Below are 15,825 nucleotides of genomic sequence, written 5' to 3'. Positions count from 1 at the left end.
CTGCATGACCACACAGGCCACCGCGTCCGAAATCGTGATCGTCGGAGGCGGCATCTATGGTGCGAGCCTCGCCTATGAACTGACGCAGGCCGGCAAGACTGTGACGCTGCTCGAAGCCGACGACATCGCGGCCGGCGCATCGGGCGGCTCCGGCGAACGGGGCGTGCGGGCAAACGGCCGCGACTTGCGCGAACTGCCGATGGCGACGGTCAGCTTCCCGCTCTGGGCCAGATATCAGGAACAGTTCGAAGGCGGCGTCGGCTACCGCCGGATCGGCGGGCTTCATCTTTTCAACATCCCCCACGGCGCTCACGAGCATGAAGTGCGCGGTACCATGGAAGCCATGGCCATGACACAGAACGCGCTTGGCGTTCCGTCCCAGCTTCTCAATCGCGACGAAACGCTGCAGCGTGAGCCGGAATTGTCGGGGGACCTGATCGGTTCGATCTACTGCCCGAATGACGGCGTGTGCGATCACACCTTTGCCACGCGGGCCTTCGCCGAACAGGCCCGCAAGGCCGGAGCGACCTTGCGCACCGGCGCGCGCGTCACCGAAATCCTCCACGACAAAGGGAGGGCAACAGGAGTGAGACTGGCGAGCGGCGAAGTCGTGCCGGTTGGCGAGAAACTCGTTCTCCTGGCCAACAAGGGCGTGCTGCCGCTGCTGAAACCGGTTCTCCAGCCGCAGGAAATCATGCCCGTCATCACCTTGATGCCGCAGATGATGTTCGTCACCAACCCGCACGGCAAGAATATCAATCATCTTCTCGGCCATGCCCACCGCAAGCTGTCGGTGAAGCAGATCCAGGATGGCACGTTGATGCTTTCAGGCGGCCAGAGCGTCGCCTATACGCCGGAAGGCCGCTGGAAGGGGTCGCTCAGCTCGATAGCGCTCGGCCTGACCGATTCCATCGCGACCTTGCCCTTCATCGACGAGTCCTCGTTCCTGAAGGTGGATGCTTCCCGCGTCGAGAGCTGTGCGGTCGACGGCATCCCGATCGTCGATACGCCTGCTGCCTTGCACAACACCATCTATGGGTTTGCCTGGACCGGCCATGGCTTCGCCATCGCCCTTGGTTTCACCAAATACCTGACGGACTGGATCGTCGGTGGTGAAAAGCCGCAGGCGCTCAAGGTCTTCTCGGGAAAACGGTTTCGAGCGCCGCCTTCTTACTAGGCGTCGCTTCCAATTGCCTCTATTGGCCGCCACCCTGCTCGAGGCCGTCGAAATACACCCTCGAAGTGCCGCCGTGCCAAAATCGACGTCAGGCACCGGCCGGTGAAAAGCAACGTTTTGCACATCGAATAGACGGCTCTGGAATTTCAACCGGAAAGCGAGCATGATGCGGCTTGGTATTTCGCAGGCCTGCTTCGCGCGCCGCGAAATATCCGGAGGAACGGGACATGGCCATTGCGCTTGTACTCGTTTTGATCGTTGTGGGCTCGGTGTTGTTCCACTTCCTGAGCCCATGGTGGTGGACGCCGATTGCCTCGAACTGGGACTATATCGACAACACCATCATCATCACGTTCTGGATCACCGGCGCCGTCTTCGCCGCCGTCGTTCTTTTCATGGCCTATTGTGTGTTCCGCTTCCGGCACAAGGAAGGCAACCGCGCGGCCTATGAACCGGAGAACAAGCGGCTGGAATCGTGGCTGACGATCGTCACCGCGGTCGGCGTAACCTCCTTGCTGGTGCCTGGCCTGTTCGTCTGGAGCCGCTTCGTCAACGTTCCGAGCGACGCCACCGAGATCGAGGTCATCGGCCAGCAATGGCAGTGGAGCTTCCGCTTGCCCGGCAAGGACGGCAAGCTCGGCACGTCGGACACCCGCGACGTATCAGCTGAAAACCCGCTCGGTGTTATCCCCGGCGATCCCAACGGCCAGGACGATGTCGTGGTCGAAGCGGCGGACCTGCATCTGCCGGTCGGCAAGCCGGTCAAGGTGCTGCTGCGTTCGATCGACGTGCTGCACGATTTCTACATACCGGAATTCCGCGCCAAGATGGACATGATCCCGGGTTCGGTCACCTATTTCTGGTTCACCCCGACCAGGACCGGAAGCTTCCAGGTCCTGTGTGCCGAACTGTGTGGCCAGGGCCATCCCCTGATGCACGGCGTGGTCATGGTCGACACCGCACAGGACTACCTGGCCTGGCTCGGCCAGCAGCAGACTTTCGCGCAACTGTCGGCGCCCCAGAAAACAGGCTCGGCAGACCAGACGCCGGGCAGGACGATGCCGTCGGGTTTAAAGGTTGCAGCACAGCTCGAAACGGTCGGGTCTCGCTGAAAAGAACACGGAGGTGTTCCTATGGTCGACATCACCCCTGCAGATGGCATCCCGCCGGCCGAAGTCGCGGAAGTGGAACTCTACCATCCGCACAGCTGGTGGACGAAATACGTCTTCTCGCAAGACGCCAAGGTCATCGCCATCCAGTATTCGGCGACGGCAACGTCCATCGGCCTTGTGGCGCTGGTGCTGTCCTGGCTGATGCGGCTGCAGCTCGGTTTTCCCGGCACGTTCGACTTCATCACCCCGGAGGCCTACTACCAGTTCATCACCATGCACGGCATGATCATGGTGATCTACCTGCTCACCGCGCTCTTCCTCGGCGGCTTCGGCAATTATCTCATCCCGCTGATGGTCGGCGCACGCGACATGGTCTTTCCCTATGTCAACATGCTGAGCTACTGGATCTATCTGCTCGCCGTCCTGGTTCTGGTGTCGAGCTTCTTCGCACCGGGCGGACCGACAGGTGCCGGCTGGACGCTCTACCCGCCGCAAGCCATCATGAGCGGCACGCCCGGTGGCCAGGACTGGGGCATCATCCTGATGCTCTCCTCGCTGATCCTGTTCATCATCGGCTTCACTATGGGTGGCCTGAACTATGTCGTGACGGTGCTGCAGGGCCGCACGCGCGGCATGACAATGATGCGCCTGCCACTGACGGTCTGGGGCATCTTCACCGCGACCGTCATGGCGCTGCTCGCCTTTCCGGCGCTGTTCGTCGCCTGCGTGATGATGCTGCTTGACCGCACGCTCGGCACCTCCTTCTTCATGCCGGCGATCTCCGAAATGGGCGAGCAACTGCCGCACAATGGCGGCAGCCCGATCCTGTTCCAGCATCTGTTCTGGTTCTTCGGCCATCCCGAAGTCTACATCGTGGCGCTGCCGGCCTTCGGCATCGTATCCGACCTGATCAGCACCCATGCGCGCAAGAACATCTTCGGCTACCGGATGATGGTCTGGGCCATCGTCGGCATAGGCGCGCTGAGCTTCGTGGTCTGGGCGCACCACATGTATGTCAGCGGCATGAACCCCTATTTCGGCTTTTTCTTCGCCACCACGACATTGATCATCGCCGTTCCGACCGCCATCAAGGTATACAATTGGGTGCTGACCCTGTGGCGCGGCGACATCCATCTCACCATACCGATGCTGTTCGCGCTGGCCTTCATCGTCACCTTCGTCAATGGCGGGCTGACGGGGCTGTTTCTCGGCAACGTCGTCGTCGATGTTCCCCTGTCCGACACCATGTTCGTCGTCGCCCATTTCCATATGGTCATGGGTGTCGCCCCGATCATCGTGGTGTTCGGCGCGATATACCATTGGTACCCGAAGGTCACCGGCCGCATGCTCAACGAGACGCTGGGCCGGTTCCATTTCTGGGTCACGTTCCTCGGCGCCTACCTGATTTTCTTCCCCATGCACTATCTCGGCCTGATGGGCGTGCCGCGGCGCTATGCCGAACTGACCGACATGACCATAATGACGGAGTCGGCCCATCACCTAAACTCGTTCATCAGCATCATGGCCTTCATCGTCGGCTTCGCCCAGATGGTCTTCCTATTCAATCTGATCTGGAGCATCCGCCATGGCCGCGAGGCCGGCGGCAACCCATGGCGGGCCACGACGCTGGAATGGCAGACGCCGCAAACACCGCCGGCGCATGGCAATTTCGGCAAGGACCTTCCGATCGTCTACCGTTGGGCCTACGACTACAGCGTGCCGGGCGCCAAGGAGGACTTCATCCCGCAGAACGTGCCCGGCGCCTTCGCCCCCTCCAGGGAGCCGGCATGAGTGTCATCCTGGTCTTCTTGCTCGTGATCGCCGGCTTTGCCGGCTGGTGGCTTTCGCACCAGCGGCTAACAACGAAGCCATGGCTCGAACAAGGTCTGGCCAGCGACATTGTCGGCTTCGACCGTTCGGCGCTGCCCACCGCCAAGATCGGCCTCGGCGTTTTCCTCGCCGTCGTCGGCTGCCTGTTTTCGCTGTTCACCAGCGCCTACTTCATGCGCATGGGCCTGTCGGACTGGCAGCCGCTGCCGCTGCCGCGCCTGCTCTGGCTGAACACCGGCGTGCTGGTTCTGAGCAGCGTCGCGTTGCAATGCGCCGTGTTCGCCGCGCGCAAAGGCCAGATCGACAACGTCCGGCTCGGCCTTGCCACGGCCGGGTTGACCGCGCTCGCCTTCCTGGTCGGACAGCTCGTGGCGTGGCAGCAACTAACCGAAGACGGCTACCTGCTGAGCGCCAATCCAGCCAACAGCTTTTTCTACCTGATCACCGGAATGCATGGCCTGCACATACTGGGCGGTCTGATCGGTCTCGGCAGGACGACCGCCGGCGCCTGGAACGGGGTGCGGCCGCAGCGGCTGCGCCTCAGCGTCGAGCTCTGCGCCATGTACTGGCATTTCCTGCTTTTCGTCTGGCTGGCCATTTTCGCTCTTTTGGCCGGCTGGGCTGCGACGTTCATCGATATTTGCCGGCAACTGCTGACCTAGGGAGATAGGGATGGCCGAGACGACCGTGACGCATACCGGCCAAATGGGACCAAGACCAACTGGTTGGCATGGCATTGCCGCCGACTGGGCCTCCGACCAGCGCGCGTTCAAGAACGTGTCCTGGGGCAAGGCCATGATGTGGATCTTCCTGCTCAGCGACACCTTCATCTTCGGCTGCTTCCTGCTCTCCTATATGACCGCGCGCATCTCCACGCGCGTGCCGTGGCCAAATCCGAGCGAGGTCTTCGCGCTGCGCATCGGCGGCCAGGAAATTCCCCTGATCCTGATCGCCATCATGACCTTCGTGCTGATCTCGAGCAGTGGAACCATGGCGATGGCGGTGAATTTCGGCTATCGCCGCGACCGCCGCAAAACCGCGATCCTGATGCTTCTGACGGCTGCGCTGGGCGCGACCTTCGTCGGCATGCAGGCCTTCGAATGGACCAAGCTGATCACCGAAGGGGTACGGCCCTGGGGCAATCCCTGGGGTGCGGCGCAATTCGGCTCATGCTTCTTCATGATCACCGGCTTCCACGGCACGCATGTGACGATCGGAGTGATCTTCCTGATCATCGTGGCGCGCAAGGTCTGGCGCGGAGATTATGACACCGGGCGGCCCGGCTTCTTCACCAGCCGCAAGGGCCGCTACGAGAACGTCGAGATCATGGGGCTGTACTGGCATTTCGTCGATCTGGTCTGGGTGTTCATCTTCGCTTTCTTCTATCTTTGGTGAGAGGCAGATATGGCTGAAGCAACCGCAAACGGCCTCGGGCAACACACACTTCACGCACATGATGCGCCGGTGGCGGCCGCCCATGCCGAAGTTCACCAGGAGCACCCGATCAAGCTCTATCTGGTGGTCTGGGCGTGGCTGTTCATCCTCAGCACCTGCTCCTATCTGGTCGATTATTTCGGCCTGCACGGCTATCTCAGATGGTCGCTGATCCTGATCTTCATGATCCTCAAGGCTGGGCTGATTGTCGCTGTCTTCATGCATATGGCCTGGGAAAGGCTGGCGCTCGCCTATGCGATCATCCTGCCGCCGATACTGGTGCTGGTGTTCGTGGCGATGATGCTCTTCGAGGCCGATTACACGCTTTTGACCCGGATGACGTTTTTCGGCGCTGGCCCCTGACCGGCACTCCGGGTCGGCCGGCGACATCCGCGGCCGGAAATCGCCCGCGCCGCTTGCCAGTCGGCGGCCTTGAAACAAGCGGCCGCTGGTGCATTTCTCCTGGTACCGGAAACGACAGGAGGAACGAATTGCTCTCGTTTCCGCATGCGTCGCGAACTCAAGCAAGAGGGACGCCAAAAATGACCATCGCAAACAGACTTAGGGAATTTATCGACGGCAAGGGAATTTCCTACGACACCGTCCCGCACCATCGCACATCCACCAGCAGGCAGTCGGCAATAGCCGCGCATGTGCCCGGCAGCATCATGGCCAAGTCAGTGGTCGTTCACCACGAACTTGGCTATGCGCTCGCCGTGGTTCCAAGCACGCACAGGATCGAGCTCGGCAGGTTGCAGGACGTCATGGACAGACGCCTCGGCCTCGCCTCCGAAGATGAAGTGGTTTCCCTCTTCGGCGATTGCGACATCGGCGCCATCCCACCGATCGGCGCTGCCTACGATGTGCCGGTGATCCTCGATGAAAGCCTCGGCGACGCCGCCGACATCTATTTCGAGGGCGGCGACCACAGGACGCTGGTGCATGTAAGCGGCAAGGACTTCCGCAATCTGACCAGGGATGCACGCCAGGCCCGCTTCAGCCACGCTGCCTACTGAAGCTGATCCTGTCGCGCCGGCGCCGGCGCCGACGCGACAAAGGCTGGAACGTGCTCAGTTCGCCGGTCTGGCGGAGGCCGGCGGCTCCACGACCTTGCGATAGACATGCCAGGTAGCGTGACCGAGGATCGGCAGCACTACCGCCAGTCCCGCGAACACCGGCACGGAGCCGATGATCAGCGCGACAGCGACGATCAATCCCCAGACAGCCATGGTGATCGGATTCGCCATCACCGCCCGAACAGAGGTGTGGATGGCCTCGTAGGCGCCCACATCGCGGTCGAGCAGCAGCGGGAAAGCGACGACCGTCGTGCACAACACCACGACGGCGAAGAGGAAGCCGATGGCGTGCCCGAGGATGATCAGCGTCCAGCCGCGCCCGGTGGCGAATATCTGATTGATGAAGCCGGATATCGATTCCGGCGGCGCCGGGCCAAACAGATATTGGTAGAACATTTGCGCAGTCAGGAGCCACGCGATGAAGATCGCAAACAGCATGATCCCGACCGCCGCGATCGCCGGCAAAGCCGGGGAATTCCTGACCTCGAAAGCGTGCCGCCAGGACGTATCGAGCCCCGCCTCCCGCCTGCGGCTGATCTCATAGAGGCCGATCGCCGCGAACGGGCCGATCAGCGCAAAGCCGGACACCAGCGGAAACAGCAAGGGCAGCGCATTGGCGCCCGATGTCCAGGCGGCGAGCACGACGCCGACGAGCGGGTAGATCAGGCAGAGAAAGACGATATGCGAGGGCTTGACCATGAAATCGTCGACGCCGCGCCTGAGTGCGTCGAAGAGGTCAGAAACACCGATCTTTCGAATTCTCATATGCTCCAGCGTCTCGCTGGCACCTGCAATCACGTGAAAGCTCGCCATGACCGTTCCTCCAGATCAGGTCCGGCAAGGTCGGGGGTTCACGGTGCCACCGATGTGCATGGCTGGCCACGCAAACGCGACCTGCACTGCCCCCAGCATACTCTCTTGTGCGGGACTTGTCGCCTTGTTGGTAAGGGGTTGGTGGTGGCGGGCGGGACGCTGGCCCCGGAAGTCTTTCTTCGATATTCTCATACAGTGCCGCGCGCCCCTTTTTGGCGCGCCCGGGACGCTGCAGGCACTTTTGATTGGCGCATGATCTCCCGGCCGGAGGTCAGCGAAGCGGAAATCGAGCCGGTTTCGCAACCATGCGCCAGGTCGAAGGTGAAGATCATGGACGCAAGGACGGTTCTCATACTTGGCCTCGGCATAGTCATTCTGCTGCTGTTGGGATTTTGTGCGCTGCCATCGTGACGGATCAGCGTGCGGTCTGCAGCATGGCACTTGCCAACCGTTCAAGCGCCGGCTGAAACCAGCGCGCGCATGATGACGGTGTCGGCAAGCAGCGCGGCGAAGATCGCGAAAAGATAGAAGATCGAATAGGCAAACAGCGCCTTGGCGGGCTTCAACTCCTTTTCGGCAGTGGCCAGGACCTTCCGCGCATGCCAGATGAAACCCGCGCCCAACACGGCCGAGACAATTCCGTAGTAAATGCTGGCAAATCCGAAGGCCCAAGGCAGCACGCCGACGGGCGCTAGGAGCAGCGCATAGGCAAGGATCTGCTTCTTCGTCGAAGCCGGGCCGGCCACATTCGGCATCATTGGAATGCCGGCGGCGGCGTAGTCGCCGACCTTGAACAGCGCCAGCGCCCAGAAGTGCGGCGGCGTCCACAGGAAGATGATCAGGAACAGGACCAGGCTTTCGACGCCGACGGCGCCGGTGGCCGCCGCCCAGCCGATGACTGGAGGAAGAGCGCCGGCGGCACCGCCGATGACGATGTTCTGCGGCGTCGAGCGTTTCAGCCACATGGTGTAGATGACGACGTAGAAGAAGATGGTGAAGGCCAGCAGCGATGCGGCGAGCCATCCAACCAACAAGCCGAGCGTCATGACCGAAAGACCGGCAAGCACGAGGCCGAAGCCGAGCGCCTCGCCCGGCATGACACGGCCGGACGGAACCGGCCGCTTTGACGTACGTGACATCAGTGCGTCGATGTCCGCATCATACCACATGTTAAGAGCCCCGGCCGCCCCTGCCCCGATCGCAATCGCCCCGATAGCGATCACGGCGATGACCGGATTCATCGCAACGGGAGCCACCATCAGGCCGACGAAAGCGGTGAAGATGGAGAGCGCCATGACGCGCGGCTTTAGCAGCGCGAAGAAATCGGCGGCCATCGCTTCCGAGAGACGGACGCCGGTGTTGTCTTCGAGGTGGCTTTCCTTAGTCGACATTGCAGGCGACCACCGATGGAAGCGGGCAAGCTGGGCCATGATCCCGAACTGAACGCCCGCGAGGGCGAAAACTGAACCCTGTTTTTGCTACGCTGTCCCTTTGATTCCAATAAGAACACGCCGAAACAAGGCGTTAGACGAATGGCGGAGGGGCCAGGTCACTTGGAGAACGTTTTCAGATAGGCAATGACGTTGGCCACGTCTGCATCGTTCTTGAGGCCGGGAAACGTCATCTTGGTGCCTTTGACCATGGCCTTGGGATCGTGAAGGTAGGTCGTCAGCGTTGGCTCGTCCCATTTGATGCCGGATTTGCCTGCCGCGATCATGGCGTCGGAATATTTAAAATCCGGATGCGTACCGGCCGTGCGGCCGATGACGCCGTGCAGCGATGGACCGATCTTGTTCTTGTCCTCGTTTGCAATGTGGCAGACTTGGCATTTGGTGAAGACCTTCTCACCAGCCGCGGCATCCTGTGCCCGCGACGGATGCGCGATGAAGATCGTAACGGAGACCACAGCGAAAAACGTTATAGCGCGCATGGCATTTCCTCCCTGATCGCCATTTATGCCTCGGACGATCGCGCCTGGGCAGAATATCTCTCCCCGGTGGAATTGCAGTACTTACATACCATGGAATCCAGGCGGCGGGTAGAAAAAGCCAAGCATTGCGAAGGTTTAGAACCTCGGCGCGCTCACGGAGGAGCGGTCCGGCAGGTTCCGGCGATCTGCTCGACCGCCTCTTCGAGCCCGGCAAGGTCGAAATCCGCCTGGCCGCGGCCGGACAACAATCCGAATCGCCAGGAAAGCGACAGCCGGCTTGCGGGAACAAGGCGCTTGATGCCGTCGGCGCCGTCGCGCACCAGCATTCGGCCGCGCGACCCGACCGACCAGCTCTCGTCGAACTTGCCGCCGCCGTCGACGGTGACCGACATGGTGATCTTGCGGCTGGCCGAAACCCCGTCATTCAATTGCAGCCATTCGGTCCAGCGCGGTTCGCCGTCTGCCCGGCAGGCGATGGTCAGCACCGGGCTGTAGCTCAAGGCACCGCCACCCGTGATCAGCTTGTTGGTGCCATGAAGCGAAGCGGTGACAAGGCCATCGTCGTCCGTGCCGAAGCGCCAGTCGCCGGCAAGCGCGTCGGCTTGCGCGAGATCACAGGCGAAGGCCAGAACAAGCGCCAGGGCGATGGCACGCCTCGTTTCGAAGAATAGGCTCAACGCCCCCTCCAGGAACCATACGGTTTGCAGCAACAGCGCAGATAGTGATTAGCGCTTGGTTTAGCCAAGTGCCGCCTCCCGCGAAGCGAATCGGCTGTTGCAGTTTCGCAACGAAAAAGGCCGCCCCGAGGGCGGCCTTCGTCGATTCCATCAAGCCCGGGACCTTATTCGGCGTCCTTGGCTGCCTTTTTCTTGGGCGTGGCCTTCTTCTTCGGCTCTTCAGCCTCGTCACCGGCTTCGCTCGCCTTGGCTTCAGCCTTCTTGGCCGTGGCCTTCTTCGCCGGCTTCGCCTTGGTCGTGGTTTCCGCGTCCTCGTCGTCAGCCATCAGCTCTTCCTTGCTGACCTTGACGTCGGTGACCGAAATCTGGCCGAGCAGGTGATCGACCACCTTCTCCTCGAACATCGGCGCGCGCAGTGCATTCAGCGCCTCGGGGTTGCTGCGGTAGAACTCGAAGGCTTCCTGCTGCTGGTTGGCCGGGAAGCGACGAACCTGCTCGAACAGGCCGCGCTGCAATTCCTCGTCCGATACGGTGACACCGGCCTTCTCGCCGATCTCGGCCAGCACCAGGCCGAGGCGCACGCGGCGCTCGGCAAGACGCAGATATTCGGCGCGGGCTTCTTCTTCGGTCGTCTCCTCATCGGCGAAGGTGCGGCCGGCGGCTTCCAGGTCACGATTGACCTGAGCCCAGATGTTGTTGAACTCGGCGTCGATGAGCTTCGACGGCGCTTCGAACGAATAGGCGGCATCGAGCTGGTCGAGCAACTGGCGCTTGACCTTCTGGCGAGTCATCGAGCCGAACTGGTTCTCGATCTGGCCGCGCACGATCTCACGCAGGCGCTCCAACGATTCCAGGCCAAGGTTCTTGGCGGTCTCGTCGTTGATTTCCAGTTCGCCCGGCTTCGACACTTCCTTGACGGTGACGTCGAAGGTGGCTTCCTTGCCGGCCAGATGCGCCGCCTGGTAGTTTTCCGGGAAGGTCACGGTGACCTGCTTCTCGTCGCCTGCCTTGGAGCCGATAAGCTGGTCCTCGAAGCCCGGGATGAACTCCTTGGAGCCCAGCACCAGTGGCTGATCGGTGCCGGCGCCGCCGGCAAAGGCCTCGCCGTCGATCTTGCCGACATAGTCGATGCTGACGCGGTCGCCTTCGGCGGCCTTGCCGGTCTTCGGCTCGTAACTGCGCGCCGATTCGGCGACACGCTTGACCTGATCGTCGATCTCGGAGTCCGGCACGTCGAACACCTGACGCGTCACCTTGATGTCGGAGAAATCCTTGATCTCGATCGCCGGAATGATCTCGTAATTGAGGCGGAACTCGAAGTCGGTGCCGCCGGCCAGGATCTTTTCGGCTTCCTTCTCGTCCTCGGTCATGATGACTTCGGGCTGCATGGCGGCCTTTTCGCCGCGGCCCGTGATGATCGAGCGGGTCGAATCGTTGAGGATCTCGTTGACCACTTCGGCCATGAACGACTTGCCGTAGACCTTGCGCAGGTGCTGCACCGGCACCTTGCCCGGCCGGAAGCCATTGATGCGAACCTTGTTGCGGGCGTCCGACAGCCGCGCCATCAGCTTGGCTTCCATGTCACCGGCCGGCACGGTGATCTTGATCTCGCGCTTGAGACCGGAGTTGAGCGTTTCGGTGACCTGCATCGTAAAACCTTTGTTTTCACCAATGAGACTGCCACGGCCTCTGCCGTTTACAGCCTGCCGGTATAATCTTGCCGGGAATGGCTTTTGGTACGGAACCTGGCGATTTGACCGAAATTACGGCTCAAACTCTCCCAAACTGCGTTCCAAAATGTGAATAAGTTCTTGTTTTTCCTACTTCTTATCACATTCTGTAGAAGCGGATCGTCGCGTCCCGTCACATTTGACACGCCTTTTGTCACAGGCGAGGCTAATTTTCAACAGTCTTCGCGCTTAGGCGAATAACCAACATTTTGGCCCTCACCCGGCATTTTGGTCCTCACCCCACATTTTGGACATGACCCAACATCTTGAACCTGACATTGACAGAATGATGACTACATGGGATTGCCGGGCGATGCGGATGTGGCGGAACTGGTAGACGCCCTGGATTTAGGTTCCAGTGCCGAAAGGCGTGGGGGTTCGAGTCCCTTCATCCGCACCAATTTTTCGGCGAATGGCCGCGCCCAACGAAATCCAACTTTCAAAGAAGGCTCTTGAAATAGCTCGTTGACAGGTTCTTACTTGCGGCAGGCAGGTTGGGGCTCTGTCAGTTGTGCGTGTAATTTCTCCAGTTCTGGCGGTAGGATTAATTGTCGCGGCGTCAACATCTCAGGTTGAGGCCCTAGAATACACGCCTGTTTCGTCTCCAGGGCAGCAGCCATTCCTTGTCGTCTCCGGTGAGTTCGGCGACAGTGAACCTCTGAGCGCCTTCGCCAGCGCTATAGCAAGCAGCGGAGCCAGAGTAGTCGTTTTCAACTCCCCTGGCGGTAATGTCGGCAGCGCAATTCAGTTGGGGCGTATGATTCGCGCAGCCGGGCTGGATACACTTCAGGTTCGCCAGTTGCAGTGCGTGTCGGCCTGTTCACTTGCATTTATCGGTGGCGTCCGCCGTGTTGCCGATCCGGGCTCCATTGGCGTTCATCGGTCATCATTTACGCCGGATAGCGGAATGTCGACCGACGAGGCGGTGGCTCGTGTTCAAGCCGGAACAGCACAGATCATGTCTTATCTGGGTGAGATGGGAGTGGACCCCAAACTCATGGAATTGGCCTTGAGTTATGACAAGTCCGACATGAGGTATCTGTCGGCCAGCGAAATGACAGATTTGCGGGTGACCAATGTCGCAGTGTCGCAGTCATCAGTGGACACCTTCACAGGTACCGACTAGGCCCGATCCCCTGCCCGCACTCGACGCCAACGCCAAGCAACAGCTTGAGAGCGCTGCGGTTACCTTCATCAAGGGACTGATAGAACACCATGGCGACAACGCCGAAATGGCTCTGGCTGAAGTTCAGACGTCCTACGCGCCAACCGTGAACTACTATGGCAAACTGACGGACCTGAATGCGATCATCGAGGACAAGAGAACCTACTTCCAGCGATGGCCTGAGCGGGGTTACAACGTCCGCGACAACAGCGTTATGGTCACTTGCGCTAATGATCGGTGCATGGTGTCAGGTACCTACGACTGGATTGTGCGCAGCCTGCCGAGACACAAACAGGCAAAAGGCGTGGCAAACTTCAGCTACACGATAGCGATTGGCACCAACCCCAAAATTATCGCCGAAACGAGCAAGGTCCAGCGTTGAGCATCCGCCGTTAATAAAGCGGTTCCTCGAACAGCGTCCTGTCGCCGTCGACCAGCGCCTTGATCTGCGCGGTGCCGTCGCTGGCGAGTGCCAAGCGTATCCCGAACGGGCGCACCCGCATGTCGTTCTGGATCGCCATGCCCTCGCCCTCCGGCAGGTAGAAGCGTTCGATGCCGTAATCCGGTGCGATTGACGCTCCTTCCTCGCGAAGATCCCAGCCCGCTGCGACATGGCCTGATATGTCGGCTTCGTCGGCTGCGGCCGGCATCGGCGCCTTGCCGAACCAAGCGGTGGTCGGCGTCCAATAGCCGTCGGCGCCCTTCTTCAGCCTGACCACGATCGAGGTGTCGTCGCTGGAGAACTTGCCGGCGGGAATGTTGGCGATCATCTTCACTGGTATGCGCGAGATGTTGTAGCCGAGGATGATATAGTCGCCGCGCAGCAGATCGCGCGGATCGACGGGTTCGATCTTCAACAGCACTTCCTTGCCATTGCGCAGGATCGCCGCCCGGCCGGCGATGATCCAACTCAGGAAGCCTATCTGGACGAGCGCCAGCACCAGCGCCGAGATAACAAGCCGCTTTCCGGTCATCATGCCGTTGCTCCTCCGGTGGCCGGACCCTTCATGCGCTTTTCGACGCGGATGATGATGATCGCCAGGATGCCGAGCAGCACCGCCGCGACTAGGAAGAAGCCGGCCGTATCAAGCATCGTCTGCAGCGTCACGACATAGACCATGGCGAGTTCGAAGGCGAAGCCGAGATAGGCAAGCCAGCGCAGGCCTGGGCTATCACGCCCCGCGAGCACGATGGCCGCAACAATGCCGGCGAGTCCTGCGACCGAAGCAATGGTGAAACCGCTGTTGTAAGTGCTTTCGTCGGCCAGTTCGAACTGGATGATGGCGAGGCCGGTGAGAAAGCCGAGCAGCGCGTGCAGCGGCAAGCGGCCGCCGAGTTGCACGATCCGGTCGACCGGCTCTGGTGCGAAAACGGCAGCCGCGAAAAGCGCTGCGGAGGCAACCACCAGGGGGATCGCCACCGGCAGCGTGGCGTGATTCCCGGCCAACAGCACCAGGTAGAACAGCAGCGACAGGATGATGAGATGCCGCGCCGGCTGGCTGCGGGTCCAGAACGAGACGGCAAACAGCACGATCGCCATGACGACGAAGGCATGCGGAAAGTTGCTACGGCTGTAATAATCGAACCCTTTCAGGAACAGCCATGCATCGGCGATGCCGACCGAAGCGACGGTCAGCGGGTTCGACCGCAACGCCACCGCCGCGAGCGCCGTGCCGGCGCCCCATGTGACGAGCGCGGAAGCCTCGTCGCCCGACAGATGATACAACTGGCCGATCAGCGCGATCGAACCGCCGAAGGCAGCAGCAGCCACGATCCATAGAGCTTCGCCGATCGCCGCATGGTCGCGCGTCTTCAGCACCGCGCCGCCGACATAGCCGCCAAGGATGATGGCAAACAGCGCGGCCACCCGCGCCAGCCGCGGGATCGCTTCCCAGTTGGCGGCGACAAAGATCAGGATGGCGGCGCCAAACAGCAGCGCCGCCATCATCGCCAGGATCGAACCGAAGCTGAGTGATTTGCGCGCATTGGCCTCGACGTCACGCGTCAGGGCATCGGCTGTCACGGTATCGATCAGGCCTGCCTGAAGCCACCGCGCGATGTCGGACCTGACCCGTGTCGAATAGCCCGCCATGTCCTGCCTCCCCCGCTAGGTCGTTTCTTTCAGCCGAACCAGCCAAACCGTTGACGTCACGGCACTTTCCGATTCAGGCTTCTTTGTGTCAGGTCCGTGAAGGTGCGTTAATGTTGCATTGCACAATTTGCATTGCTGCCATGCAGCCATAGCGCTTTTAAATCGATATGACCCCGCCTACTTATGGTTCGTACACAAACGGAATGATCCGCAAGAAAGACGAAACGAGAACTACCATGAACCTGATCCGCAACTACCGCAACTGGCGCCGCTACAGGGACACCGTGTCCGAGCTGAGCCGCCTGAGCAACCGTGAACTGACCGACCTCGGCATCAGCCGCAGCGACATTCCTTACGTCGCTCGCAAGGCGGTCTAATCCTTCGGACCGCAAATGGTCCGAACAAGATTCTAAAGAGAGAACGACAATGAACCTGATCCGCAACTATCGTAACTGGCGCGTTTATCGCGAGACGGTTACCGAGCTGGGTCGCCTTTCGAACCGCCAGCTGCATGACCTTGGTATCGTCCGCGACGAAATCAAGATCGTCGCCCGCCGGGCGATCTAACGACGGAATTTCGCTGGGGTCGACCTCCTCCCCGACCTCCAGCGAACGGTCAGCCCTTATCCTCCTCCGGGGGTTGACCACCAAAACGGCGCCCGCCGCACCTCCTCCCGCGGCGGGCGCTGTTCCCCGGAGCAAAACGAATTTGCTCCAAAGGGTTTCGCCCCTTTCAAAACGCGAAAGAGATTTCGTCAAAGCCGACCTCCTCCCCGGCGATGACGAATA

Annotated in this window: 18 protein-coding genes and 1 tRNA gene; 12 read left to right on the top strand and 7 right to left on the bottom strand. The window is 60.9% G+C overall.

The window, feature by feature from the left end:
• The first annotated feature begins 4 nt into the window (after window positions 1-4).
• From AC04SF_RS11805 to AC04SF_RS11775, 7 genes are all read left to right on the top strand, one after another.
• Entirely contained in the window at window positions 5-1,177 is a 1,173-nt protein-coding gene (locus AC04SF_RS11805) for an NAD(P)/FAD-dependent oxidoreductase (protein WP_488477918.1), read from the top strand.
• A gap of 227 nt (window positions 1,178-1,404) precedes the next feature.
• Window positions 1,405-2,289 (top strand): cytochrome c oxidase subunit II, encoded by an 885-nt coding sequence (locus AC04SF_RS11800; protein WP_096446714.1) that lies wholly within the window; start codon window positions 1,405-1,407, stop codon window positions 2,287-2,289.
• Between the two features lie 21 nt (window positions 2,290-2,310).
• Window positions 2,311-4,080 carry a cytochrome c oxidase subunit I gene (gene ctaD, locus AC04SF_RS11795; protein WP_096446716.1) on the top strand — a complete coding sequence of 590 codons (1,770 nt, stop codon included), beginning with the start codon at window positions 2,311-2,313 and terminating at the stop codon, window positions 4,078-4,080.
• The gene (locus AC04SF_RS11790; RefSeq protein ID WP_202350124.1) at window positions 4,077-4,781 is read left to right on the top strand and encodes a cytochrome c oxidase subunit 3; all 705 of its coding nucleotides are present in this window, start codon (window positions 4,077-4,079) and stop codon (window positions 4,779-4,781) included. The genes ctaD and AC04SF_RS11790 overlap by 4 nt, the downstream gene beginning before the upstream one ends.
• A gap of 10 nt (window positions 4,782-4,791) precedes the next feature.
• Window positions 4,792-5,514 (top strand): heme-copper oxidase subunit III family protein, encoded by a 723-nt coding sequence (locus tag AC04SF_RS11785; RefSeq protein ID WP_027043745.1) that lies wholly within the window; start codon window positions 4,792-4,794, stop codon window positions 5,512-5,514.
• 9 nt (window positions 5,515-5,523) lie between these two features.
• Window positions 5,524-5,916, top strand: coding sequence for a cytochrome C oxidase subunit IV family protein (locus tag AC04SF_RS11780; RefSeq protein WP_488477917.1), 393 nt, complete (start codon window positions 5,524-5,526; stop codon window positions 5,914-5,916).
• Between the two features lie 179 nt (window positions 5,917-6,095).
• On the top strand, window positions 6,096-6,569 hold the full coding sequence (locus tag AC04SF_RS11775) for an aminoacyl-tRNA deacylase (RefSeq protein ID WP_096446720.1): 474 nt from the start codon (window positions 6,096-6,098) through the stop codon (window positions 6,567-6,569).
• Window positions 6,570-6,623: 54 nt separating this feature from the next.
• Here AC04SF_RS11775 and AC04SF_RS11770 read toward each other — a convergent pair whose 3' ends face one another.
• The 5 genes from AC04SF_RS11770 to tig all read right to left on the bottom strand — a co-directional run bounded on the left by AC04SF_RS11770 (window position 6,624) and on the right by tig (window position 11,698).
• Window positions 6,624-7,442, bottom strand: coding sequence for a DUF2189 domain-containing protein (locus tag AC04SF_RS11770; RefSeq protein WP_488477916.1), 819 nt, complete (start codon window positions 7,440-7,442; stop codon window positions 6,624-6,626).
• Window positions 7,443-7,894: 452 nt separating this feature from the next.
• Window positions 7,895-8,833 (bottom strand): heme o synthase, encoded by a 939-nt coding sequence (locus tag AC04SF_RS11765; protein ID WP_488477915.1) that lies wholly within the window; start codon window positions 8,831-8,833, stop codon window positions 7,895-7,897.
• Window positions 8,834-8,991: 158 nt separating this feature from the next.
• Window positions 8,992-9,372: a c-type cytochrome gene (locus AC04SF_RS11760; protein ID WP_488477914.1), complete on the bottom strand. Its 381-nt coding sequence runs from the start codon at window positions 9,370-9,372 to the stop codon at window positions 8,992-8,994.
• A 152-nt stretch (window positions 9,373-9,524) separates the two neighbouring features.
• Window positions 9,525-10,049, bottom strand: a complete 525-nt coding sequence (locus AC04SF_RS11755; protein ID WP_488477913.1) for a hypothetical protein — start codon at window positions 10,047-10,049, stop codon at window positions 9,525-9,527.
• 164 nt (window positions 10,050-10,213) lie between these two features.
• Window positions 10,214-11,698 (bottom strand): trigger factor, encoded by a 1,485-nt coding sequence (gene tig, locus AC04SF_RS11750; RefSeq protein WP_488477912.1) that lies wholly within the window; start codon window positions 11,696-11,698, stop codon window positions 10,214-10,216.
• Window positions 11,699-12,094: 396 nt separating this feature from the next.
• Between tig and AC04SF_RS11745 the strand changes: the two genes are divergently transcribed.
• From AC04SF_RS11745 to AC04SF_RS11735, 3 genes are all read left to right on the top strand, one after another.
• A tRNA-Leu gene (locus AC04SF_RS11745) sits at window positions 12,095-12,179 on the top strand.
• Between the two features lie 357 nt (window positions 12,180-12,536).
• Window positions 12,537-12,905 carry a COG3904 family protein gene (locus AC04SF_RS11740; RefSeq protein WP_488477911.1) on the top strand — a complete coding sequence of 123 codons (369 nt, stop codon included), beginning with the start codon at window positions 12,537-12,539 and terminating at the stop codon, window positions 12,903-12,905.
• The gene (locus tag AC04SF_RS11735; protein WP_488477910.1) at window positions 12,856-13,326 is read left to right on the top strand and encodes a hypothetical protein; all 471 of its coding nucleotides are present in this window, start codon (window positions 12,856-12,858) and stop codon (window positions 13,324-13,326) included. Before AC04SF_RS11740 ends, AC04SF_RS11735 begins: the two co-directional genes overlap by 50 nt.
• A 10-nt stretch (window positions 13,327-13,336) precedes the next feature.
• On the opposite strand, the gene AC04SF_RS11730 is transcribed toward AC04SF_RS11735, so the two are convergent.
• Window positions 13,337-13,921, bottom strand: coding sequence for a GDYXXLXY domain-containing protein (locus AC04SF_RS11730; RefSeq protein WP_488477909.1), 585 nt, complete (start codon window positions 13,919-13,921; stop codon window positions 13,337-13,339).
• Complete coding sequence (locus AC04SF_RS11725) at window positions 13,918-15,036, bottom strand: DUF2157 domain-containing protein (protein ID WP_488477908.1); 1,119 nt, start codon at window positions 15,034-15,036, stop codon at window positions 13,918-13,920. Before AC04SF_RS11725 ends, AC04SF_RS11730 begins: the two co-directional genes overlap by 4 nt.
• A 236-nt stretch (window positions 15,037-15,272) precedes the next feature.
• Between AC04SF_RS11725 and AC04SF_RS11720 the strand changes: the two genes are divergently transcribed.
• The gene (locus tag AC04SF_RS11720) at window positions 15,273-15,413 is read left to right on the top strand and encodes a DUF1127 domain-containing protein (RefSeq protein ID WP_013531315.1); all 141 of its coding nucleotides are present in this window, start codon (window positions 15,273-15,275) and stop codon (window positions 15,411-15,413) included.
• Window positions 15,414-15,462: 49 nt separating this feature from the next.
• Window positions 15,463-15,603, top strand: a complete 141-nt coding sequence (locus tag AC04SF_RS11715; protein WP_013895120.1) for a DUF1127 domain-containing protein — start codon at window positions 15,463-15,465, stop codon at window positions 15,601-15,603.
• Window positions 15,604-15,825: the final 222 nt, after the last annotated feature.

The sequence above is a fragment of the Mesorhizobium sp. CNPSo 4671 genome, from assembly GCF_057784245.1.
Note: the sequence above shows the minus strand (reverse complement) of the source record. Positions and strands in the feature narration are given on the sequence as shown.

Bases quoted from the DNA above. Each gene is read 5' to 3' on its own strand.
- AC04SF_RS11805 (WP_488477918.1), top strand. From the start codon at position 5: ATGACCACACAGGCCACCGCGTCCGAAATCGTGATCGTCGGAGGCGGC.
- AC04SF_RS11800 (WP_096446714.1), top strand. From the start codon at position 1,405: ATGGCCATTGCGCTTGTACTCGTTTTGATCGTTGTGGGCTCGGTGTTG.
- ctaD (WP_096446716.1), top strand. From the start codon at position 2,311: ATGGTCGACATCACCCCTGCAGATGGCATCCCGCCGGCCGAAGTCGCG.
- AC04SF_RS11790 (WP_202350124.1), top strand. From the start codon at position 4,077: ATGAGTGTCATCCTGGTCTTCTTGCTCGTGATCGCCGGCTTTGCCGGC.
- AC04SF_RS11785 (WP_027043745.1), top strand. From the start codon at position 4,792: ATGGCCGAGACGACCGTGACGCATACCGGCCAAATGGGACCAAGACCA.
- AC04SF_RS11780 (WP_488477917.1), top strand. From the start codon at position 5,524: ATGGCTGAAGCAACCGCAAACGGCCTCGGGCAACACACACTTCACGCA.
- AC04SF_RS11775 (WP_096446720.1), top strand. From the start codon at position 6,096: ATGACCATCGCAAACAGACTTAGGGAATTTATCGACGGCAAGGGAATT.
- AC04SF_RS11770 (WP_488477916.1), bottom strand. From the start codon at position 7,442: ATGGCGAGCTTTCACGTGATTGCAGGTGCCAGCGAGACGCTGGAGCAT.
- AC04SF_RS11765 (WP_488477915.1), bottom strand. From the start codon at position 8,833: ATGTCGACTAAGGAAAGCCACCTCGAAGACAACACCGGCGTCCGTCTC.
- AC04SF_RS11760 (WP_488477914.1), bottom strand. From the start codon at position 9,372: ATGCGCGCTATAACGTTTTTCGCTGTGGTCTCCGTTACGATCTTCATC.
- tig (WP_488477912.1), bottom strand. From the start codon at position 11,698: ATGCAGGTCACCGAAACGCTCAACTCCGGTCTCAAGCGCGAGATCAAG.
- AC04SF_RS11740 (WP_488477911.1), top strand. From the start codon at position 12,537: ATGATTCGCGCAGCCGGGCTGGATACACTTCAGGTTCGCCAGTTGCAG.
- AC04SF_RS11735 (WP_488477910.1), top strand. From the start codon at position 12,856: ATGTCGCAGTGTCGCAGTCATCAGTGGACACCTTCACAGGTACCGACT.
- AC04SF_RS11730 (WP_488477909.1), bottom strand. From the start codon at position 13,921: ATGATGACCGGAAAGCGGCTTGTTATCTCGGCGCTGGTGCTGGCGCTC.
- AC04SF_RS11725 (WP_488477908.1), bottom strand. From the start codon at position 15,036: ATGGCGGGCTATTCGACACGGGTCAGGTCCGACATCGCGCGGTGGCTT.
- AC04SF_RS11720 (WP_013531315.1), top strand. From the start codon at position 15,273: ATGAACCTGATCCGCAACTACCGCAACTGGCGCCGCTACAGGGACACC.
- AC04SF_RS11715 (WP_013895120.1), top strand. From the start codon at position 15,463: ATGAACCTGATCCGCAACTATCGTAACTGGCGCGTTTATCGCGAGACG.